20 protein-coding genes and 1 riboswitch are annotated in these 19,102 nt (G+C 72.3%); of the genes, 6 read left to right on the top strand and 14 right to left on the bottom strand.

From position 1 onward, the window contains the following. Nucleotides 1-52: 52 nt before the first annotated feature. The 4 genes from STRAU_RS26640 to STRAU_RS26625 form a co-directional block, all read right to left on the bottom strand. Nucleotides 53-1,177 carry a GNAT family N-acetyltransferase gene (locus tag STRAU_RS26640; RefSeq protein WP_016643500.1) on the bottom strand — a complete coding sequence of 375 codons (1,125 nt, stop codon included), beginning with the start codon at nucleotides 1,175-1,177 and terminating at the stop codon, nucleotides 53-55. A 9-nt stretch (nucleotides 1,178-1,186) separates the two neighbouring features. After that, entirely contained in the window at nucleotides 1,187-1,837 is a 651-nt protein-coding gene (locus tag STRAU_RS26635; protein ID WP_016643499.1) for an HD domain-containing protein, read from the bottom strand. Between the two features lie 170 nt (nucleotides 1,838-2,007). Next, nucleotides 2,008-2,331 carry a DUF4031 domain-containing protein gene (locus tag STRAU_RS26630; protein ID WP_016643498.1) on the bottom strand — a complete coding sequence of 108 codons (324 nt, stop codon included), beginning with the start codon at nucleotides 2,329-2,331 and terminating at the stop codon, nucleotides 2,008-2,010. Continuing rightward, complete coding sequence (locus STRAU_RS26625; protein WP_016643496.1) at nucleotides 2,328-2,714, bottom strand: hypothetical protein; 387 nt, start codon at nucleotides 2,712-2,714, stop codon at nucleotides 2,328-2,330. Before STRAU_RS26625 ends, STRAU_RS26630 begins: the two co-directional genes overlap by 4 nt. Nucleotides 2,715-2,797: 83 nt before the next feature. Here STRAU_RS26625 and STRAU_RS26620 point away from each other — a divergent pair, with 83 nt between their 5' ends. Together STRAU_RS26620 and murQ are read left to right on the top strand one after the other, a co-directional pair. After that, nucleotides 2,798-3,706: a MurR/RpiR family transcriptional regulator gene (locus STRAU_RS26620; protein ID WP_016643497.1), complete on the top strand. Its 909-nt coding sequence runs from the start codon at nucleotides 2,798-2,800 to the stop codon at nucleotides 3,704-3,706. A gap of 58 nt (nucleotides 3,707-3,764) precedes the next feature. Continuing rightward, the gene (gene murQ / locus STRAU_RS26615) at nucleotides 3,765-4,715 is read left to right on the top strand and encodes an N-acetylmuramic acid 6-phosphate etherase (protein WP_016643495.1); all 951 of its coding nucleotides are present in this window, start codon (nucleotides 3,765-3,767) and stop codon (nucleotides 4,713-4,715) included. A 12-nt stretch (nucleotides 4,716-4,727) separates the two neighbouring features. On the opposite strand, the gene STRAU_RS26610 is transcribed toward murQ, so the two are convergent. The 7 genes from STRAU_RS26610 to thrC all read right to left on the bottom strand — a co-directional run bounded on the left by STRAU_RS26610 (nucleotide 4,728) and on the right by thrC (nucleotide 11,507). Then, the gene (locus STRAU_RS26610) at nucleotides 4,728-5,924 is read right to left on the bottom strand and encodes a mannosyltransferase family protein (RefSeq protein ID WP_106968049.1); all 1,197 of its coding nucleotides are present in this window, start codon (nucleotides 5,922-5,924) and stop codon (nucleotides 4,728-4,730) included. A gap of 165 nt (nucleotides 5,925-6,089) precedes the next feature. Continuing rightward, nucleotides 6,090-6,545, bottom strand: coding sequence for a hypothetical protein (locus STRAU_RS26605; RefSeq protein ID WP_016643492.1), 456 nt, complete (start codon nucleotides 6,543-6,545; stop codon nucleotides 6,090-6,092). After that, nucleotides 6,538-7,035 (bottom strand): SigE family RNA polymerase sigma factor, encoded by a 498-nt coding sequence (locus STRAU_RS26600; RefSeq protein WP_037662067.1) that lies wholly within the window; start codon nucleotides 7,033-7,035, stop codon nucleotides 6,538-6,540. The genes STRAU_RS26605 and STRAU_RS26600 overlap by 8 nt, the downstream gene beginning before the upstream one ends. 201 nt (nucleotides 7,036-7,236) lie before the next feature. Beyond that, complete coding sequence (gene groL, locus STRAU_RS26595; protein ID WP_016643490.1) at nucleotides 7,237-8,862, bottom strand: chaperonin GroEL; 1,626 nt, start codon at nucleotides 8,860-8,862, stop codon at nucleotides 7,237-7,239. Between the two features lie 304 nt (nucleotides 8,863-9,166). Further along, complete coding sequence (locus STRAU_RS26590; protein WP_005315736.1) at nucleotides 9,167-9,370, bottom strand: cold-shock protein; 204 nt, start codon at nucleotides 9,368-9,370, stop codon at nucleotides 9,167-9,169. Nucleotides 9,371-9,789: 419 nt separating this feature from the next. Beyond that, a complete protein-coding gene (locus tag STRAU_RS26585) occupies nucleotides 9,790-10,065 on the bottom strand; it encodes a MoaD/ThiS family protein (protein ID WP_016643489.1) in 276 nt (91 codons plus the stop codon). A gap of 110 nt (nucleotides 10,066-10,175) precedes the next feature. Continuing rightward, nucleotides 10,176-11,507 (bottom strand): threonine synthase, encoded by a 1,332-nt coding sequence (gene thrC / locus STRAU_RS26580; protein WP_016643488.1) that lies wholly within the window; start codon nucleotides 11,505-11,507, stop codon nucleotides 10,176-10,178. Beyond that, nucleotides 11,501-11,658, bottom strand: a riboswitch (SAM riboswitch). It overlaps the preceding gene by 7 nt. Nucleotides 11,659-11,837: 179 nt before the next feature. Between thrC and STRAU_RS26575 the strand changes: the two genes are divergently transcribed. Beyond that, the gene (locus tag STRAU_RS26575) at nucleotides 11,838-12,809 is read left to right on the top strand and encodes a glucosyl-3-phosphoglycerate synthase (RefSeq protein WP_016643487.1); all 972 of its coding nucleotides are present in this window, start codon (nucleotides 11,838-11,840) and stop codon (nucleotides 12,807-12,809) included. Between the two features lie 99 nt (nucleotides 12,810-12,908). Further along, on the top strand, nucleotides 12,909-14,297 hold the full coding sequence (locus STRAU_RS26570) for an alpha,alpha-trehalose-phosphate synthase (UDP-forming) (protein WP_016643486.1): 1,389 nt from the start codon (nucleotides 12,909-12,911) through the stop codon (nucleotides 14,295-14,297). 171 nt (nucleotides 14,298-14,468) lie between these two features. Here STRAU_RS26570 and otsB read toward each other — a convergent pair whose 3' ends face one another. The 3 genes from otsB to STRAU_RS26555 are packed head-to-tail and all read right to left on the bottom strand — an operon-like array spanning nucleotide 14,469 to nucleotide 16,912. Beyond that, nucleotides 14,469-15,323, bottom strand: a complete 855-nt coding sequence (gene otsB, locus STRAU_RS26565; protein ID WP_016643485.1) for a trehalose-phosphatase — start codon at nucleotides 15,321-15,323, stop codon at nucleotides 14,469-14,471. Nucleotides 15,324-15,338: 15 nt separating this feature from the next. Further along, nucleotides 15,339-15,611, bottom strand: coding sequence for a DUF3263 domain-containing protein (locus STRAU_RS26560; protein WP_052029292.1), 273 nt, complete (start codon nucleotides 15,609-15,611; stop codon nucleotides 15,339-15,341). 29 nt (nucleotides 15,612-15,640) lie between these two features. Further along, nucleotides 15,641-16,912 (bottom strand): ABC transporter substrate-binding protein, encoded by a 1,272-nt coding sequence (locus STRAU_RS26555; protein ID WP_037662044.1) that lies wholly within the window; start codon nucleotides 16,910-16,912, stop codon nucleotides 15,641-15,643. A gap of 211 nt (nucleotides 16,913-17,123) precedes the next feature. On the opposite strand from STRAU_RS26555, the gene STRAU_RS26550 reads away from it, so the two are divergent. Both STRAU_RS26550 and STRAU_RS26545 read left to right on the top strand, forming a co-directional pair. Then, a complete protein-coding gene (locus STRAU_RS26550) occupies nucleotides 17,124-18,020 on the top strand; it encodes an SIS domain-containing protein (protein WP_016643482.1) in 897 nt (298 codons plus the stop codon). Nucleotides 18,021-18,129: 109 nt separating this feature from the next. After that, nucleotides 18,130-19,101, top strand: coding sequence for an ROK family protein (locus STRAU_RS26545; RefSeq protein ID WP_016643480.1), 972 nt, complete (start codon nucleotides 18,130-18,132; stop codon nucleotides 19,099-19,101). Nucleotide 19,102: the final 1 nt, after the last annotated feature.

The raw sequence follows: 19,102 nt of genomic DNA, 5'->3' as shown, positions 1-19,102 counted from the left end.
GACCCCGCCGCGGAGCGGCGGGGTGCGGAGGGCGCGGCGGCCGGCGGTGTCCTCAGGGCCTGCGGAGCTCGAAGGCCGCGTCGGCGCCGCGGTCCGCGGTGCGGGTGAAGCCCGCGCGGGCGAGGACGGCGTGCGACGCGGCGTTGTCCGGGTCGGCGAGCGCACGCAGCCCGGTCGGGCCGGCGTGGTCGGCGTGGTCGCCTCCGGCGGCGCCGTCCGGGATGGCCAGGGCGAAGTCGGTGAGCGCGCGCAGCGCCTGCGTGGCGTACCCGTTGCCGCGGGCCGCCGGGGCCAGGTTGTAGCCGACCTCCGCCCAGCCCTCCTCGTCGGGCACCCCGTGGAACCCCGCGGCCCCGACCGCGAGCTGGTCCTCGGCACGGACGACGGCGAACATCCCCCACTCGGGCCGGTGCGTCCCGGCGGCGTACGCCTTCGCGACCCGGGAGGCGGCCCCCCGCGTCCCGTCGGAGGGCCCGCCCTCGGCCCAGGCGATGCCGCCCGTACCGCCCGCGGCGAGATCCGCGGCGGCGTCCGGGGCCACCTCGACCAGCTCGACGGGCCCGGCGGCCAGGTGGATCGGGTTGTGCCAGCGCCACCGCTCCAGGCGGGCGTGCCCCGCGCGCTCACCGCGCCCGGTGGCCCACAGCAGCACCGCCCAGTGCCCCTCCCCGTCCCGGGCGGGCGGCACCTGCGGGAACTGCCGCGCGAGCACCGCCTCGCACAGCTCCGCCGGAGGCTCGTAGGCGAGGTCGAAGGCCCGCAGGATGTCGTGCGTGTGCAGGATCAGCTCGATGACCCCCATCGCCGCGAAGCCGGCCGCGTCCGCGCTGCCGTGCGGGTACGGATGCCACCCCCGCACCCCGGCGGGCGTCGTCCGGACGACCGCCGCGAGCAGCCCCGCCGTCGCCTCGACGGCCCACACCGCGCCGTCCGCGCCGGTGCCCTCGTCCAGCTTGGCCTCGACGGGGACGTAGACGCCGGTGCCCGCCGTGCGCCCGGTGAGCTGCGTCGCGTACGCAGTGAAGTCACCGGCGATGTGCTCGGCCGTGTCCAGGCAGCTCCAGTCGAGGCCGCCCGCGGGGCGCGTCCAGTCGTACTCCGCCGTCGCCACCGCGCGCAGCGCCCGCACCGCGTGCGCCGTCGCCTCGTCGATCCGTTCCCCACCGTTGAAAAGCATGCGGCGAGGCTACGTGAGCAGGTCCAGCTCCGTCGTGAGGTTTTCCCGGGCGCGGGACTCCCAGTGCGCGGCGCCGTACTCCGTGCGGAACAGCCGGGGCAGCGCGAGCAGTTGGCGCAGCACGTCCGCCCGCCCCGCGCGGAACGCCTCGTCGGGCACGAACGCGTACTCCGCGCGGACGGCGGCGGCGTACGCGGCGTACGCGTCCGGCTCCGCCGCGAGGATCGCGAGGTCCGCGTCGCACAGCACCTCGCCGTTGCGGTCGCCGCCGGCCGGGTCGTGGGTGACCGTGAGCCGGACCAGGCGGGCCACCTCGGCGGTCGCCTCCGGCGCGAGCCCCGCCTCGGGCAGCGCGCGTTCCGCGAGGCGGGCGCTGCGCTCCTCGTTCTCCGAGCGGTCGGGGGCGTACACCGCGTCATGGAACCACGCCGCGAGCCGCACGAGGTGCGGGTCGTCCGCGTACCCCTGGAGGGTGTCGACGTGGGTGAGCACGGCGGCCAGGTGGGTGCGGGTGTGGTAGCGGCGGTGGGGCTCCGACCAGCGGGCGAGGAGGTTCTCGGCGTACGGGTCGGGGTCCGGGCCGTCGCCGGTTCCCCGGGCCTTGAGGAGGGCTTCGCGCCAGCGGGCTCGCAGGGACGTGAGGTCGACGTGGTCGGGCATGGGGCGACCCTAGTCGGCCCTAAGAAGGTCGGTGCGGTTCGTCGCAGTTCGGCAGCGCCCCCGAAGGGGCGCGGGGCTGTATCGATATGCGGCTCCGCCGCGCGGGCGCGACCAGCCACGACGAAGCCGCAGACATTTGATGGCCCATCGCGGCACTTCCAGCGGAGCGCTCAGTCTGCCTGCCCGGAGGGCTCTCCCGGGGCGGCACCGTCCGGCAAGGATCCGTCCGCCGCGGCCCGGCCCTTGGGCCGTCTCAACCCCGCCCCCGTAAGCCGCCGCACCAGCTCCTTGGAGCCGACCTCCACCGCCCCCGCCCGCACGGCGTCCTCGTACCGGTGCGAGGGCAGGTCGTAGTGGTCGCGCTCGAAGGCCCGCTCCGGCACCCCGATCCGCGCGGCGAAGGCGTGCAGTTCCTCGTACGAGACGTCGCTGACCAGGTGCGACCAGAGGCGTCCGTGCCCGGGCCAGGTGGGCGGGTCGATGTAGAGGGTCACCGCCGCACCGCCCCGAGCGACCCCACGGCCGCGACCACCACACCCGCCTTCGCGCACACCCAGTGCGGGTCGGCGCCCAACTCCGGCTCCACGTCCAGCGCGTGCAGGTCCTCGGAGCCGCACACCGGGCACAGCGGCCAGCGCCCGTACCGCTCCAGGAGGGCGTCCTGCACGTCCTGGGCGACGAGCCCGGCGACGTAGTCGACCCCGTCGGGCCACTGCTCCACCCACCAGCGCCGCTGCGCCACGGATTCCTCGACGAACGAGACCACGTCCGGCTCGGCCACCTCGTCCGCGACCAGGTCGGCGAGGACCAGCGCGCGGGCGGCGTGCAGCGCCCGCTCCAGCGGGCCGAGGGGGGCGGGGGATGCTGAGGAGTCCATACAGCCATTGTGCGCCCCGCCGCACACCGCACCCGGCCCGCCGGAGCCTTGACCCTCCCCCGCCCCGAAAATATCTTTCAGGAGTGACCAACAACGTGAAGGAAGTTTTCGCGGGTGGAGCGCCCCCGGCCCCCGCCGCCCTCGCGGCCAAGGTGCGCACGCTGGCGCCGTCGATGACCCGCTCCATGCAGCGGGTCGCCGAGGCCGTCGCGGGCGACCCGGCGGGGACCGCGGCGCTCACGGTCACCGGCCTCGCCGAGCTCACCGGCACCAGCGAGGCGACGGTGGTCCGCACCGCCCGCCTCCTCGGCTACCCCGGCTACCGGGACCTGCGCCTGGCCCTCGCGGGCCTCGCCGCCCAGCAGCAGTCGGGCCGCGCGCCCGCCGTCACCGCGGACATCGCCGTCGACGACCCGCTGGCGGACGTCGTCGCGAAACTCGCGTACGACGAGCAGCAGACCCTCGCCGACACCGCCGCCGGACTCGACACCGTCCAGCTCGGCGCGGCCGTCGGCGCGCTGGCGGCCGCCCGCCGCGTGGAGGTGTACGGCGTCGCGGCGTCCGGGCTCGTCGCCCAGGACCTCGCCCAGAAACTCCTGCGCATCGGCCAGATCGCGCACGCCCACTCCGATCCGCACCTCGCCGTCACCAACGCGGTGACGCTCCGCGCCAAGGACGTGGCGATCGCGATCACCCACTCCGGGTCGACCGGCGACGTCATCGAGCCGCTGCGGGTCGCCTTCGAGCACGGCGCCACGACGATCGCGATCACCGGGCGTCCCGACGGCCTGGTGTCCCAGTACGCCGACCACATACTGACCACGTCCACGGCCCGCGAGAGCGAGTTGCGTCCCGCGGCGATGTCCTCTCGGACGAGTCAGCTCCTTGTCGTGGACTGCCTGTTCGTCGGCGTCGCGCAGCGTACGTATGAAACAGCCGCACCCGCGCTGGCGGCTTCGTATGAGGCACTGGCACACCGACACCGCAGGTGACACCGAACGACCACCGCCCGACTGCCCACCCTTTGTGTAGCGAAAGAGCCGCACCCCTATGACCTCCACGCCCACCGGGCCCGCCGCCTACGGCGAGCTCCGTGCCCAGCTGGCGAATCTGACCACCGAGGCGTTCCGGCCCGAGTTCTCCGAGATCGACCGGCTGTCCACGGAGGAGATCGCGCGCATCATGAACGGCGAGGACGCCACCGTGCCCACGGCCGTCGCCGCGCAGCTGCCCCGCATCGCCGCCGCGATCGACGCCACGGCGGAGCGGATGGCGCGCGGCGGGCGTCTGGTCTACGCGGGCGCGGGCACCGCCGGACGCCTCGGTGTGCTCGACGCGTCCGAGTGCCCGCCGACGTTCAACACCGACCCGGGCGACGTCGTCGGCCTGATCGCGGGCGGCCCGACCGCGGTGGTCACCTCGATCGAGGGCGCGGAGGACCGCAAGGACCTGGCGGCCGCCGACCTGGACGCGCTGGCCCTCACCGCCGACGACACCGTGGTCGGCGTCTCCGCGTCCGGCCGCACCCCCTACGCCGTCGGCGCCGTCGAGCACGCCCGCGCCCGCGGGGCCCTGACGGTCGGCCTGTCCTGCAACGCCGGCAGCGCCCTCGCGGCGGCGGCCGAGCACGGCATCGAGGTCGTCGTGGGCCCCGAACTCCTCACCGGCTCCACCCGGTTGAAGGCGGGCACGGCCCAGAAGCTCGTCCTGAACATGCTCTCGACGATCACGATGATCCGCCTCGGCAAGACCTACGGGAACCTCATGGTCGACGTGCGCGCCTCCAACGAGAAGCTGCGCGCCCGCTCCCGCAGAATCGTCTCCCTCGCCACGGGCGCCTCCGACGAGGAGATCGAGGCCGCCCTCGCCGCCACCGACGGCGAGGTGAAGAACGCCATCCTCACCCTGCTGGGCGGAGTCGACGGCCCGACGGCCGCCCGCCTCCTGACCGCGTCCGACGGCCACCTCCGCGCGGCCCTCGACAACTCCCGTACAAAGTAGGGCGGTTGGACGTCACCCCGCCCACCGCCCGGTCGTGAACGCCAGCGCGAACACCGTCGTGAGCGGCGCGAGCACGCACACGAGGGTGTTCGTGACCCAGGCACGGCGCAGCGACCAGGCCGCGAGGCCGGTCCACAGGGGCCACCACAGGAGGGTGGCGCGGGGCAGGGACATGTACCAGTACGAGGTGCCGAGCGCCCAGAGGCTCAGGGCGAGGTACGTCGCCTCGGGCCAGCGGCGGCGGCGCAGCAGGACGGCCAGGAGCGCGAGCCCGACGACCATGGCCACGAGTTCGGCGAGGAACATGAGGGCGTACCCGGAGCGGTACTCGCCGTCGAAGGCGGCCCGCCAGGTGTTCGCCCACGCCTCCCACGGCGCGTGGAACTCCCGGTTCCAGCCGCGTTCCTGGGCGTGCTTCCAGGCCATCCAGTCGCCGGTGAGGGTGTGCAGGTACCAGGTGTAGAGGAGGGCGGGCAGCGCGGGCAGGGCCAGCCACGGCAGCGGGCGCCAGCGTCGCCCGGCCTCGCGGCGGCCCCGGCTCACGAGGAACTGCACGGCAAGCGCCGCGGCGAGGAAGAGGCCGCTGACCCGGGTGGCGGTGGCCGCCGTCGCGAGCAGCGCCGCCAGTGGCCAGCGCCCCCGCACCGCGGCGAGCCACGCGGGCAGGGCGAACGCCAGGAACAGGGACTCCGTGTAGCCGGCGGCGAGGAAGACGGCGCAGGGCGAGAGCAGTACGAGCACCACGGCCCGCCGTGCCAGTACCTCGCTTCCGTGGAGCCCCGCGATCCGGCCGAGCGCGACCATCGCCACCGCCCCGCTCACCAGCGAGATCAGCAGCCCGGCCAGGCCCCAGTGCGGCAGCACCGTGTGCACGGCCCGCAGCGCCATCGGGAAGCCGGGGAAGAACGCCTCCTCGTTGGTGAAGCCGGGCCGCGCCTCGGCCGCCCGCACATAGCCGTGCTCCGCTATGTGCTGGAAGTGCATCCAGTCCCACTGCTCCCAGACGCTCAGCACGGGCGCGCCGCGCTTGGCACCCGGGTCACGGGGGAACAGCCACGCCCCGCAGTAGGCGGTGAGCCACAGCCCGGCGCGGGTGAGCAGATAGATCTGGAGCACCTGCCGGTCACCGGGCGCGAGCCGGCCCCCGGCTGAGCCAGCCCCGGCCGCACGCGGCACCGTCCGGGCAGGACTCTGCAAGACCGTGGGCATAGGTGATCTCCGCTGCGAGAAAAAGGGGCGGGCGGCTGGGAAATAGCCCGTCCGGCGTTTGAGGACGAGGCCGTGGGGGGGGGGGGGGGGGGGGGCAGGCAAAGGCCGGAGGGGGCGCACCCGCTCGGGGGTAGCGGCACACCCCCTCCGGGGGAGCGGCAACCCCTACTCGGGGGGCGCCGCGCTGGTGGGCGGATACGTCCGCGTAGGCGGCGGCCCGGTCGAGGCCGCCGTGTTCGGCGGCGGCACCGTGCCGGACGCCCCCGTGGAGGGCGGCATCGTGGCCGAGGACGTCGGCGACGAGGACGTCGGCAACGAGGTGGGCGGCGGCGAGTCCCCCGAGGACGGCGCGGGCGCCTCCGTCCCGCCGGCGGGCCGCACGGTCTCCTCGCCCGGGCCCGCCGCCCCGACGAGCACCCCGCTCACCCCGCCGAAGACGACGACGGCGGCGGCCGCGAGAACCGCGAGGCGGCGCCGGCGCACGCGGTCGCCGCGCTCCGTGATGTGCGCCGCGGGCACCGGGGCGGCCCGCCCCTGCCCGCGGTCGGCGAGCCCCCTGAGCGCGGCGGCCAGGGTGATGTCGTCGTCGGGACGGTGCCCGTGGCGCGGCTCCTCAGCCACCGTGCGCCTCCTGCGTCTGGGAATCCCGCAGCCGGGGCGCGAGCGCGGCCCTGCCACGGGAGAGATGAGTCTTGACCGTGCCGGTGGACAGGCCCGTCTCCTGGGCGATCTGCTCGACGGACAGATCGCACACGTAGCGCAGGGCCACGGTCCTGCGCTGCTGCGGGGACAGCTCCTTGAGCGCCTCGACCAGGACGACCGAGCCCGGGTCGGGTGCCTCGGCCGCGCCCGGGCCGCCGTGCCGCTGCCAGGCCCGCTCGGCCCGGAACAGGCCCTGCCTGCGGCGCAGCGCGAGCCGCCAGGCGACCGTCCGTATCCATGCCTCGGGCGCGGCCTCGCGCCGCAGCCGCCCGCGCCTGCTCCACGCCTTGACGAACGCCTCCTGCACGACGTCCTGCGCCTCGTGCAGATCGCCGAGCATCACGTAGAGCTGTCCGGTGAGCCGTCTGACCGCGTGGGCGTAGAACTCCTCGAATTCCTCAGCGGTCAATGCCGTGCTCCCCATCTGGTCGGTACACCTTCTCTAGACCTGGCGGCCCTCCTCCGGTTGACACCGTCCGCGAACTTTTTTTCACGACCCCCTCGGCGCCCGGCGCCCGGGCCCCGGACACGCCGAAGGGGCGGCACCCTCCGCGAGGAGAGTGCCGCCCCTTCGTACAGCTCAGGACAGCCGATCAACCACTGGGGCCGATCAGAAGTCCATGTCACCGCCCGGCATGCCGCCCGGAGCGCCCGCCGCGGCGGCCTTCTCCGGCTTGTCGGCGATGACGGCCTCGGTGGTGAGGAACAGCGCGGCGATGGACGCGGCGTTCTGCAGGGCGGAACGCGTGACCTTCGCCGGGTCGATGATGCCCTCGGCGATCATGTCGACGTACTCGCCGGAGGCGGCGTTCAGGCCCTGGCCGACGGCCAGGTTGCGCACCTTCTCCACGACGACGCCGCCCTCGAGGCCGGCGTTGACCGCGATCTGCTTCAGCGGGGCCTCCAGGGCCAGCTTCACAGCGGCGGCACCGGTGGCCTCGTCACCCTCGAGCTCGAGCTTCTCGAAGACCGAGGAAGCCTGCAGCAGGGCCACGCCACCACCGGCGACGATGCCCTCCTCGACGGCCGCCTTGGCGTTGCGCACGGCGTCCTCGATGCGGTGCTTGCGCTCCTTGAGCTCGACCTCGGTCGCGGCACCGGCCTTGATGACCGCAACACCGCCGGCGAGCTTCGCCAGGCGCTCCTGCAGCTTCTCGCGGTCGTAGTCGCTGTCCGAGTTCTCGATCTCGGCGCGGATCTGGTTGACGCGGCCCTGGACCTGGTCGCTCTCACCGGCGCCGTCGACGATGGTCGTCTCGTCCTTGGTGATGACGACCTTGCGGGCGCGGCCGAGCAGGTCGAGACCGGCGTTCTCCAGCTTGAGGCCGACCTCCTCGGAGATGACCGTGCCACCGGTGAGGATGGCGATGTCGCCGAGCATGGCCTTGCGGCGGTCGCCGAAGCCCGGGGCCTTGACGGCGACGGACTTGAAGGTGCCACGGATCTTGTTGACGACCAGCGTGGACAGGGCCTCGCCCTCGACGTCCTCGGCGATGATCAGCAGCGGCTTGCCGGACTGCATGACCTTCTCGAGGAGCGGAAGGAGGTCCTTCACGTTCGAGATCTTGGAGTTGACGATCAGGATGTACGGGTCGTCGAGCGACGCCTCCATACGCTCCATGTCGGTGGCGAAGTACGCCGAGATGTAGCCCTTGTCGAAGCGCATGCCCTCGGTGAGCTCGAGCTCCAGACCGAAGGTCTGGGACTCCTCGACGGTGATGACGCCTTCCTTGCCGACCTTGTCCATGGCCTCGGCGATGAGCTCGCCGATCTGGGTGTCGGCGGCGGAGATGGAGGCGGTCGAAGCGATCTGCTCCTTGGTCTCCACGTCCTTGGCCTGCTCGAGCAGGGCGCCGGAGACGGCCTCGACGGCCTTCTCGATGCCGCGCTTGAGGGCCATCGGGTTGGCGCCGGCCGCGACGTTGCGCAGGCCTTCCTTGACGAGCGCCTGGGCCAGGACGGTCGCGGTCGTCGTGCCGTCACCGGCGACGTCGTCCGTCTTCTTCGCGACCTCCTTGACCAGCTCGGCGCCGATCTTCTCGTACGGGTCCTCGAGCTCGATCTCCTTGGCGATGGACACACCATCGTTGGTGATCGTGGGGGCGCCCCACTTCTTCTCGAGGACGACGTTGCGACCCTTGGGGCCCAGGGTCACCTTGACGGCGTCGGCGAGCTGGTTCATGCCGCGCTCGAGGCCGCGCCGTGCCTCCTCGTCGAACGCGATGATCTTGGCCATGTGAAGTGGTCCTCCCGGACAGGGGTGGAAAATCCGGACCGCACTGGTGCCCGCGACGGACGGCCTGCATCCCTTGTGGTTCCTTGCCCCACCCGGTCTGCGGACCTCACCGGCCCGATCCAAGTTCTGTCACTCTCACTCGTAGAGTGCTAACGCCAATGATTAGCACTCGACCCCCGAGAGTGCAAGGTCGCCTCGAAGAGGCGTCGAGCGTGCGCCCGGCGCGCGCGAAGGGCCCGCACCCCGTCTCCGGAGTGCGGGCCCTTCGTCTGCGTCGCTTCGGTGGCCGATCGCGTCAAGCCGCTCAGACGGCGAGCTTGACCATGTCCGCCTGCGGACCCTTCTGGCCCTGCGAGATCTCGAACTCGACTCGCTGACCTTCTTCAAGGGTGCGGTAGCCGTCCATCTGGATCGCGCTGTAGTGGACGAAAACATCCGCACCACCGTCGACCGCGATGAAGCCATATCCCTTCTCCGCGTTGAACCACTTGACGGTGCCCTGAGCCATGCCTAACTCCCCTATTACTGGCCCTTGCGCAGACCCGCACTTCGCGGACCCGGGTCAGACCTCACCCCCCATGGGTTGGGGGTGTGCGCCGGAACGCGTCGACCGCGGCTGAATGTATCTGTCCAACTGCCCTCTGCAACAGGTCAATCGGACGAGAATTCTGGGCACGCCCGATCGCCGATATGCGGAGAATTCAGCCGAGTTCGGGGCAAGTCGGGCCCGACAAATGCCACTTAAGGCGCAAAAGGGCAGGACACTTTGGCTGTTTCTTGTCGGCCTGAGACCGACTTCGAATATGCGCGGGGCACGGCGCGGGAGAAGAACGAAGCTCCATTCCCAACTGTACCGCGATCAACCATACAGAATTGCCCCCTCCGCTTCTCTCGCGGAGGGGGCAATCACGGTGACGCTGCGTACGTTCAGCCGCCCGCGACGGCCGGAATGATCGAGACACCGGCACCGTCCGGCGTCGCGGTCTCAAGACCCTGCTCGAACCGCACGTCGTCGTCGTTGACGTACACGTTCACGAACCGCCGCAGCTTGCCCTGGTCGTCCAGGACCCGGGCGGCGATCCCGGTGTGCTTCTTCTCCAGATCAGCGATGACCTCACCGAGGGTGCCCCCTTCGGCAGCGACTTCGGCCTTGCCACCGGTGTAGGTGCGAAGAATGGTAGGGATGCGGACTTTGACACTCATGGGTTCACCTCAGTGGTTCGGGAGGGAGAGCGCCCCGTAAGGGGCGCGGGGAACTGCGCGAGGACGGACCACGACCCGCAGTCGGCAGCGGGCACAAGCCCCTACGGCGCCTAGCCGGCCAGCCCCGCGGAGCGGAACGCGTCAAGGCTAGGAGCGATGGTGGCCGTCGCCTGCGACGTGGCCGCCACCGCGTCGAGGGTCTTCAGACCGTCACCGGTGTTGAGGACCACCGTGGTCAGGGAGGGGTCGATGAGGCCCGCCTCGACCAGCTTCTTGGCGACGCCGACCGTCACCCCGCCCGCGGTCTCCGCGAAGATCCCTTCCGTGCGAGCAAGAAGCTTGATCGCGTCGACGACCTGCTCGTCGTTCACATCCTCCACCGCACCACCGGTGCGCCGGGCGATGTCCAGGACGTACGGCCCGTCGGCCGGGTTGCCGATGGCGAGCGACTTGGCGATCGTGTCCGGCTTCTGCGGGCGCACGACGTCGTGCCCCGCCTTGAAGGCGGTCGACACCGGCGAGCACCCCTCGGCCTGCGCACCGAAGATCTTGTAGGGCTTGTCCTCCACGAGGCCGAGCGCGATGAGCTCCTTGAGACCCTTGTCGATCTTCGTGAGCTGCGAGCCCGAGGCGATCGGGATGACGAGCTGATCGGGAAGGACCCACCCCAGCTGCTCGCAGATCTCGTACGCGAGGGTCTTGGAGCCCTCGCCGTAGTACGGCCGCAGATTGACGTTCACGAAGCCCCAGCCCTCGCCCAGCGGGTCGCCGATGAGCTCGGAGCAGAAGCGGTTCACGTCGTCGTAGTTGCCCTCGATGCCGACGAGCTCGCCGCCGTAGACCGCGGCCATGACGACCTTGCCCTGCTCCAGGTCGTGCGGGATGAACACGCAGGACCGGAAGCCGGCGCGGGCCGCGGCCGCGCCCACCGCGCCCGCCAGGTTGCCCGTGGACGAGCAGGACAGCGTGGTGAACCCGAAGGCGCGGGCGGCCTCGAGGGCCTGCGCGACGACGCGGTCCTTGAAGGAGTGCGTGGGGTTGCCGGAGTCGTCCTTGATGAACAACTTGCCCGGCTCGACGCCGAGTTCCCGGGCGAGGTTGTCGGCCTGGACGAGCTTGGTCCAGCCGGGGTTGAGGTTCGGCTTGTCGGCCACGTCGGCGGGGACGGGCAGCAGCGGCGCGTACCGCCAGATGTTGGCGGGGCCGGACTCGATCTTCTCGCGGAGGGCTTCCGGGTCGCCGAGCGGCAGGTCGTAGGCGACTTCGAGGGGGCCGAAACACTCGGCACAGGCGAAGATCGGGCCCAGGTCGAAGCGGGTTCCGCACTCGCGGCAGGAGAGGCCGGACGCGGGGCCGAGGTCTACGGTGCCCGGGGCGGATGCGGCGGCGGGGGTGGTGGCGACAGTCTGCACAGCCATGGAGGCGAGGCCCTTTCTCCTCATCTTCCTCGCGACGCATCTCGCCGCGAGACGGAATTGGCACCTTCCCTAGCCGGGAGCCTCGCGGCGCCGCGACGGCGGCGTACGTACGAGACCGGCTGGAGGGTTGCCGGGGCTTCAACGGGCCGTATCCCTCTGCCCCTCTGGATGAGCGGTATTCGATTGTGGGTTTCAGTTGTGGGTTTCAGTTGTCGATCTTGTTGTCGATCCGGAACGCGGCGGCGACCCCCGACATGCGATGGTCACCGGCGTTGTTCAAGACTGTAACCGAAGCCTTGGACCCTTGAGATAGTCGTCCGATGCGCGAGATGGATCACAACCGGGAGGACGCGCGTGCTGGAAGAGGTCGAGCGCTGGCTGAGCAGGCGTTCCTGGTCCGTCGCCGACCGCCCGACGCATCAGCTCACCGCCGCCAAGCGTGCCGCAGGCGCCTCGGTGAGCGTCGTGCTGCCCGCGCTCGACGAGGAGGAGACGGTCGGTGAGATCGTCGCCGAGATCCGCCGTGAGCTGATGGAGAAGGTCCAGCTCGTCGACGAGCTGGTGGTCGTCGACTCCGGCTCGGCGGACCGCACGGCCGAGGTCGCCGCGGCCGCCGGGGCGCGGGTGGTGCACCGGGACGACATCCTGCCGCGGCTGCCCGCGATGCCGGGCAAGGGCGAGGTGCTGTGGCGCTCACTCCTGGTCACGGGCGGTGACATCGTGGCGTTCGTCGACGCCGACCTGAAGGAGTTCTCGGCGGACTTCGTCACCGGGATCGTGGGGCCGCTGCTCACCGATCCCGACGTGGACTTCGTGAAGGCGATGTACGACCGCCCGCTCGGCGAGGCCGCAGGTCGGGGCGGCCGTCTCGCCGGAGGCGAGCAAGGAGGAAGGGTGACCGAGCTGATGGCGCGCCCCCTGCTGAACATGCACTGGCCGCAGCTCGCGGGCTTCGTGCAGCCGCTCGGCGGGGAGTACGCGGCCCGCAGGTCGCTGCTCGAACGCCTCCCGTTCCCCGTCGGGTACGGCGTGGAGGTCGGCCTGCTCGTCGACGCGCTGCACACCGTGGGCCTGGACGCGCTCGCGCAGGTCGACGTCGGCGTGCGCAGGCACCGGCACCAGGACGGGCAGGCGCTGGGGCGGATGGCGGCGGCGATCTACCGCACCGCGCAGCTGCGGCTCGCCCGCGCCCATCTCGTACGCCCCGAACTCACGCAGTTCGTGCGCGGCGAGGACGGCTTCGAGCCGCGGACGTACGCGGTGGACACGGAGGAGCGGCCGCCGATGACGGAGGTGGCGGAGTACGCGGCGCGGCGGGTCGCCTGAGCCCGGCCGTATACGGCCCGGCGGGTTCGCCTCCGGCAGAGATGTGACGTTCCCCGGACGTACGTTTGAGGGTTTCCGTGAGCGGCTAGGTTTCGGCACATGGTTTCCGAGCAAGCGGTCGCCCAGGTCCTCGTCGCGTCCAACCGCGGCCCGGTGACGTACTCCCTCGGTGACGACGGGACGCTGGACGCCAAGCGGGGCGGTGGCGGGCTCGTCTCCGGGCTCAGCGCCATCGGTGACGAGGCGGACGCGCTGTGGGTGTGCTCCGCGCTGGGCGAGGGCGACCGGGAGGCCGTGCGGCGCGGCATCGGCGAGCCGGGCGTGCGGATGCTCGACATCGACGCCGCCGTGCACGCCGACGCGTACAACGGCATCGCGAACTCGGTGCTGTGGTTCGTGCACCACATGCTGTACCAGACGCCGTTGGAGCCCGCTTTCGGGCCGGAGTTCCGGGCGCAGTGGGCTTCGTACGAGACGTACAACCGGGCCTTCGCCGAGGCCCTCGCCGAGAGCGCCGCCGACGGCGCGGCGGTGCTCGTGCAGGACTACCACCTGACGCTGGTGCCGGGGATGCTCCGCGAGCTGCGCCCCGACCTGCGCATCGGGCACTTCTCGCACACGCCGTGGGCGCCCGTCGACTACTTCCGGATGCTGCCGGACGACATCGCGGAGCAGGTGCTGCGCGGGATGCTCGGCGCGGACCGGCTCGGGTTCCTCACCGGGCGGTGGGCGGACGCGTTCACCGAGTGCTGCGTGGCGGTCCTCGGCGGTACGTCGGGGACGCGCGTCGGGGTGCACGGGCTCGGGGCCGACGCGGACTTCCTGCGGGAGCGGGCGCGGCGGGCGGACGTCGAGGAGCGGCTTTCCGCGCTGCGGGAGCAGATCGGGCCCGACCGGAAGGTCATCGTCCGGGTGGACCGGACCGAGCTCTCCAAGAACATCGTGCGCGGGCTGCATGCCTACCGGCTGCTTCTGGAGGAGCGGCCGGAGTGGCGCGGGCGGGTCGTGCATGTCGCGTTCGCCTATCCCTCGCGGCAGGATCTCGCGGTGTACCGCGACTACACCGCGGAGGTGTCGCGGGTCGCCTCCGCGATCAACTCCGCGTACGGGACGGATGACTGGACGCCCGTCCTCCTCCACGTCAAGGACGACTTCGCGCGCTCGCTCGCGGCGTACCGGCTGGCCGACGTAGCCCTCGTCAATCCCATCCGGGACGGGATGAACCTCGTGGCCAAGGAGGTGCCGGTCGTCTCCGACGAGGGGTGTGCGCTGGTGCTTTCCCGGGAGGCCGGGGCCTTCGAGGAGCTCGGGGAGGACGCGGTCGTCGTCAATCCGTACGACGTTTCCGGCACGGGGCAGGCGCTGCATGCAGCGCTCACCATGTCCTCCGCGGAACGCGCGGAGCGCACGAAGCGGCTGGCCGCGGCCGCGACGGCTCTTCCGCCGTCCCAGTGGTTCCTGGACCAGTTGCACGCCCTGGCCCCCTGACAAGCCCCGCCGCTCCGCGGCGGGATCTCTCCCACCCGCCCACCCGTTTCCAGCCGACCAGCGGCTTCGGGCCGTAGTCCACGCCCCGGTCGGCCAACGGTCCGCGTCGGCCTGCCTCCCGGTGCCGGGCACGGCAGTTCGGCGTCTGCAGCAACCGGTTCTTACCTGCTGTCAAGGCAGTTGAGTGGCCAAGGTCGACAGGAGGGTCACCACGCCCGGGGGGCCGGGGACCACCAGGTCGGCTCGGTCGGAGAGTTCCGTGACCTCCGCGCTGCCGCTGCACACCAGGAGGCCGCGTACGTCCCCGCCGGAGCGCAGCTTGTCGACGGCGGCGAACGCGGGCAGGTCCCCGAGGTCGTCCCCGGCGTACAGGACGGACTCGGCGCCCACCTCACGTACGTAGTCGACGAGAGCCACCCCCTTGTCGACACCCGGGGGCCGCAACTCCAGGACGAGGCGGCCGGGTTCGACAATCAGCCCGTGGCGGGCGGCCAGCTCGGCCAGCGGTCCGCGCAGGGCGTCGAACGCGGCCTGCGGATCGCGCGCCCGCCGCGTGTGCACCGCGACAGCCCGCCCCTTCTCCTCGATCCAGGTACCCCGCCACGCGCCGATCGCGTCCAGGAACCCGGGAAGCTCGGCCCGCACCGCGGCGACCCCGGGGTGCGGCTCCGCGGCCTGGACGGTCCCGCTGACGGCGTCCCACCGCTCGGCGCCGTAGTGCCCGAGGACGACGAGGCGCTCGAGCCCGGGCACCCCGGCGAGCCCGCCGTAGCGGACGGCGACCCCGGCGGGCCGGCCGGTGACGACGGCGACGGAGCGGACCTTCGGCGCGAGCGCGGCAAGCGCGGGCACCGCGTCCGGGTGGGCCCGCGCCTGCTCCGGGTCGGGCACGATCGGCGCCAGCGTCCCGTCGAAGTCCAGGGCGATCACGGCGCGTTCGGGCCGGGCCAGGATCGCGGCGAGCCCGTCCCGCCCGGCGGGCGTCAGCGGCTGCGGCAACGGCGAGGAGTGCGTCAGGTCACCCATGGCCCGACCATAACCTCAACGCTCGGCGCGCCGCGCCTGTCGAACCCGCCGGAGTCGGTTCACGGTGACCGGATCGTGGGCGAGGGCGCGCTCGTCGTCGAGGAGCGCGTTGAGGATCTGGTAGTAGCGGACCGGGGCCAGCCCCAGCTCCTCACGGATGGCCCGCTCCTTGGCACCGGGCCCGGCCCAGTTGCGCCGCTCAAGGGCGAGCACCGCCTTGGCGCGCGCGGAGAGGCCGCCGTCGCCGGGGCGACCGTCGTGCTCCGGCAGGAGACCGTCGTCCGTCATGGCGTCCACGCTAACCCGCCCCGGACGCCTTACTGCGCGTTCTCCTCCGCGGCCGCCTTCGACTCGATCTGGCCGAGGATGGCCTTGGGGTTGCCGTTCGGGCCGACGGTCTTGCCGATGTACTTCTTGACCTGCACGGAGACCTGCGCCCACGACACCTTGCCGACGGGGTAGAGCTGCGAGGTCGGCAGCTCCTTCAGGAACTCGCCGAGCTTCGCCGCGTCCTTCTTGTTCCCCGCCATCTCCTGCGACGCGGAGGTCGTCACGGGCAGCAGGTCGTACTCCCGCGAGAAGTCCAGGACGTTCTTCTTGCTGTAGACGAAGTCGAGGAAGTCGCCGATCTCCTCGCGGTTGCCGTTCTGCTTGAAGGCCATCATCCAGTCGGCGACGCCCATCGTGGACTGGGCCTTGCCGTTGACGCCGGGCAGCGGCACCATGCCGTACTTCAGGCCCTTCTTGGCCGACATCTGCATCAGCGTCGGGTGGCCGTTGAGCATGCCGACGTCGCCGCGCGTGAAGGCCGCGAACGCCTCGGCGCGGTCCAGCTCGGCGGGCGGGGTCGGGCCGGTGAGGCCCTTGCCGACCATCTCGTCCTTCAGCCATTCGAAGGTGTTGATGTTCTGCTTGGAGTCGATGGCGTACGAGTCGACGTTGTCGGTGTAGCCGCCGCCACCGGCGAGCAGCCACTGCATCGTCTCGGCCTGCGCCTCCTCCGGGCCGAGCGGCAGCGCGAAGGGGATCTTCACGCCGCGGGCCTTCAGCTTCTGCGCGGCGGCCTGCAGCTCGGGCCAGCTCTGCGGCGGCTTCACGCCGGCGCTCTTGAACAGCTTCTCGTTGTAGAAGAGCAGGCGCGTGGACGCGGCGAACGGCATGCCGTACTGCACGCGGTTCACCTCGCCGGCCTTCGAGAGCGGCGCGAGGAAGTCGGCCTGGGTGGGGATGGAGAGCAGGTCGTCGGCGCTGTACAGCTTGTCCTGCGCGGCGTAGTCGGCGTACGCGCCGATCTGGGCGAGGTCGGGGGCCTCCCCGTCCTTCACCATCTCCTTGACCTTGCGGTCGACGTCCGTCCAGGAGTAGACGCTCACGTCGACCTTGATGTTCGGGTTCTCGGCCTCGAACTTCTTGGTCAGGTCGGCCCAGTACTTCTTGGAGCTGTTGGCCGGGGAGTCGCCGTAGTCGGCGGCGACGAGTTTGAGGGTGACGTCACCGGAGTCGCCGGAGTCACTGCCGCAGCCGGCGAGCAGCGCCGTCATGCTCAGCGCGGCCACCGCCGCGGTCAGACCTGTCACGCGCCGCTGCACTGCTGTTCCCACCCTCGTCGTTCCTTGCTGAACAGCGAGTTTCCCTCGCGTTCCGATACAAGGTCTACACCACCCGAGTATCACTTCTGCAACGGCCTTGGCTTATTGCCGGGTCCCGCGCCTTGCTGCTAAGCACTGCACTGGGCACGGCCCACCGTGCCGCACGTCCACCACCTGGGACAACTCCCGCACCGGCAAGGAGCCTTGGCACATGTCGCGTACCGCAGAAGAGATAGCCACCCAGCCCGACTGCTGGCGGCGGGCCGCCGAGGCCGCGGCCGCGTTCGACGGGCTGCCGAAGCCGGGCGAGCGGGTCGCCGTCACCGGGTGCGGCACGTCCTGGTTCATGGCGCTCGCGTACGCGGCGCTGCGGGAGGCGGCCGGGCAGGGCGAGACGGACGCGTTCGCGTCGTCCGAGTTCCCCTCGGGGCGGGCCTACGACCGGGTGGTCGCCATCACCCGGTCCGGTACGACGACGGAGGTCCTGGAACTCCTCGGCGCCCTCCGCGGTGTCGTACCGACGCTCGCCCTCACCGGCGACCCGGCCACTCCCGTCATGGACGCGGCGGACGCGGTGGCCGTCCTCGACTGGGCCGACGAGGAGTCCGTCGTGCAGACCCGGTTCGCCACGACGGCGCTCGCGTTCCTGCGGGCGGGGCTCGGCGACATCCCCGGGGTGAAGTCGGTCGCGGAGGCGGCGGCCGACGCGGAGGTCGCCGTCTCCGAGCCGCTGCCGCCCGCCGTCCTCGCGGCCGAGCAGTGGACGTTCCTGGGGCGGGGCTGGACGTACGGGCTCGCCCTCGAGGCGGCCCTGAAGCTGCGGGAGGCCGCCGGGGAGTGGACCGAGGCGTACCCGGCGATGGAGTACCGCCACGGGCCCATCGCCATCGCCGGGCACGGCCGGGTCGTCTGGATGTTCGGGGCGCTTCCGGAGGGCCTCGCCGACGATGTCGCCCGGGTCGGCGGCGTCCTCGTCGCCCACGACGCGGTGGACCCCCTCGCCGACCTCGTCCGCGCCCAACGCCTGGCCGTCGCCCGCGCCGAGTCCCGCGGCCAGAACCCCGACCGCCCCCGCAACCTGACGCGGAGCGTAATCCTGGGCGGCTAGCCCCCCGGGGGGTGGGCCTCGCGGGTGCGCTGGGGCGCCCCTGCGAGGCCCCCCGGCCGCAGCAACATGTGGACTAGACCTCTTGCGGGTCACACGCGACACTGTCCCCGTGAGACATGTCATCGCCCTGGACGTGGGCGGCACAGGAATGAAGGCCGCCCTGGTCGGGGCGGACGGCGCGCTGCTGCACGAGGCCCGCCGCCCGACCGGGCGGGACCGAGGCGCCGACGCGGTCGTGGAGTCGATCGTCGACTTCGCGGCCGACCTCCGCGCCCACGGCCTCGCCCACCTCGGCGAACCGGCGGCCGCGGCAGGCGTCGCGGTCCCCGGCATCGTCGACGCCGAGAACGGCATCGCGGTGTACGCGGCCAACCTGGGCTGGAGCGACGTACCCCTGCGCGGCCTCCTCAGCGCCCGCCTGGAAGGCATCCCCGTGGCGCTCGGCCACGACGTGCGCACCGGCGGCCTCGCCGAGGGCCGCCTGGGCGCGGGCAAGGGCGCCGACCGCTTCCTGTTCGTGCCGCTCGGCACCGGCATCGCGGGCGCCATCGGCATCGACGGCGGCATCGAGCCCGGCGCGCACGGCTCGGCCGGCGAGATCGGCCACATCGTCGTACGCCCCGGCGGCCCGCCCTGCGGCTGCGGCCAGCGCGGCTGCCTGGAGCGCCTCGCCTCCGCCTCCGCGGTGAGCGAGGCGTGGGCGAAGGCGAGCGGCGACCCGGCCGCGGACGCCGCGGACTGCGCGAAGGCCGTCCGCTCCGGCGACCCGCGCGCCCTGGACGTCTGGCAGAACGCGGTGGACGCCCTCGCCGACGGCCTGCTCACCGCCCTCACTCTGCTGGACCCGCACACCCTGATCATCGGTGGCGGCCTCGCGGAGGCCGGGGAAACCTTGTTCACACCGCTGCGCGCGGCCGTCGCCGCCCGCGTGGTCCAGTTCCAGACGCTGCCCGAGATCGTCCCCGCGGCGCTCGGCGACGCGGCGGGCTGCCTGGGCGCGGGCCTGCTCGCGTGGGACCTGCTGGACGCCGCAGAAGCCACGAACCCGACCACCCCCACAACCCCGACTCCCCGGAGGTAGC

The sequence above is a fragment of the Streptomyces aurantiacus JA 4570 genome, assembly GCF_000414115.1.
In the GTDB taxonomy this organism is placed as follows: Bacteria; Actinomycetota; Actinomycetes; order Streptomycetales; family Streptomycetaceae; genus Streptomyces; species Streptomyces aurantiacus_A.
The sequence above is the reverse complement of the archived record's forward strand: the minus strand, read 5'-3'. Positions and strand labels throughout refer to the sequence as shown.

What these genes read in the sequence shown, in the direction of transcription:
- STRAU_RS26635 (WP_016643499.1), bottom strand. Translation starts at nt 1,837, where the DNA reads ATGCCCGACCACGTCGACCTCACGTCCCTGCGAGCCCGCTGGCGCGAA.
- STRAU_RS26610 (WP_106968049.1), bottom strand. Translation starts at nt 5,924, where the DNA reads ATGCCCACGGTCTTGCAGAGTCCTGCCCGGACGGTGCCGCGTGCGGCC.
- STRAU_RS26570 (WP_016643486.1), top strand. Translation starts at nt 12,909, where the DNA reads ATGGTTTCCGAGCAAGCGGTCGCCCAGGTCCTCGTCGCGTCCAACCGC.
- otsB (WP_016643485.1), bottom strand. Translation starts at nt 15,323, where the DNA reads ATGGGTGACCTGACGCACTCCTCGCCGTTGCCGCAGCCGCTGACGCCC.
- STRAU_RS26625 (WP_016643496.1), bottom strand. Translation starts at nt 2,714, where the DNA reads ATGGACTCCTCAGCATCCCCCGCCCCCCTCGGCCCGCTGGAGCGGGCG.
- STRAU_RS26550 (WP_016643482.1), top strand. Translation starts at nt 17,124, where the DNA reads ATGTCGCGTACCGCAGAAGAGATAGCCACCCAGCCCGACTGCTGGCGG.
- STRAU_RS26585 (WP_016643489.1), bottom strand. Translation starts at nt 10,065, where the DNA reads ATGAGTGTCAAAGTCCGCATCCCTACCATTCTTCGCACCTACACCGGT.
- STRAU_RS26640 (WP_016643500.1), bottom strand. Translation starts at nt 1,177, where the DNA reads ATGCTTTTCAACGGTGGGGAACGGATCGACGAGGCGACGGCGCACGCG.
- STRAU_RS26560 (WP_052029292.1), bottom strand. Translation starts at nt 15,611, where the DNA reads ATGACGGACGACGGTCTCCTGCCGGAGCACGACGGTCGCCCCGGCGAC.
- thrC (WP_016643488.1), bottom strand. Translation starts at nt 11,507, where the DNA reads ATGAGGAGAAAGGGCCTCGCCTCCATGGCTGTGCAGACTGTCGCCACC.
- groL (WP_016643490.1), bottom strand. Translation starts at nt 8,862, where the DNA reads ATGGCCAAGATCATCGCGTTCGACGAGGAGGCACGGCGCGGCCTCGAG.
- STRAU_RS26590 (WP_005315736.1), bottom strand. Translation starts at nt 9,370, where the DNA reads ATGGCTCAGGGCACCGTCAAGTGGTTCAACGCGGAGAAGGGATATGGC.
- murQ (WP_016643495.1), top strand. Translation starts at nt 3,765, where the DNA reads ATGACCTCCACGCCCACCGGGCCCGCCGCCTACGGCGAGCTCCGTGCC.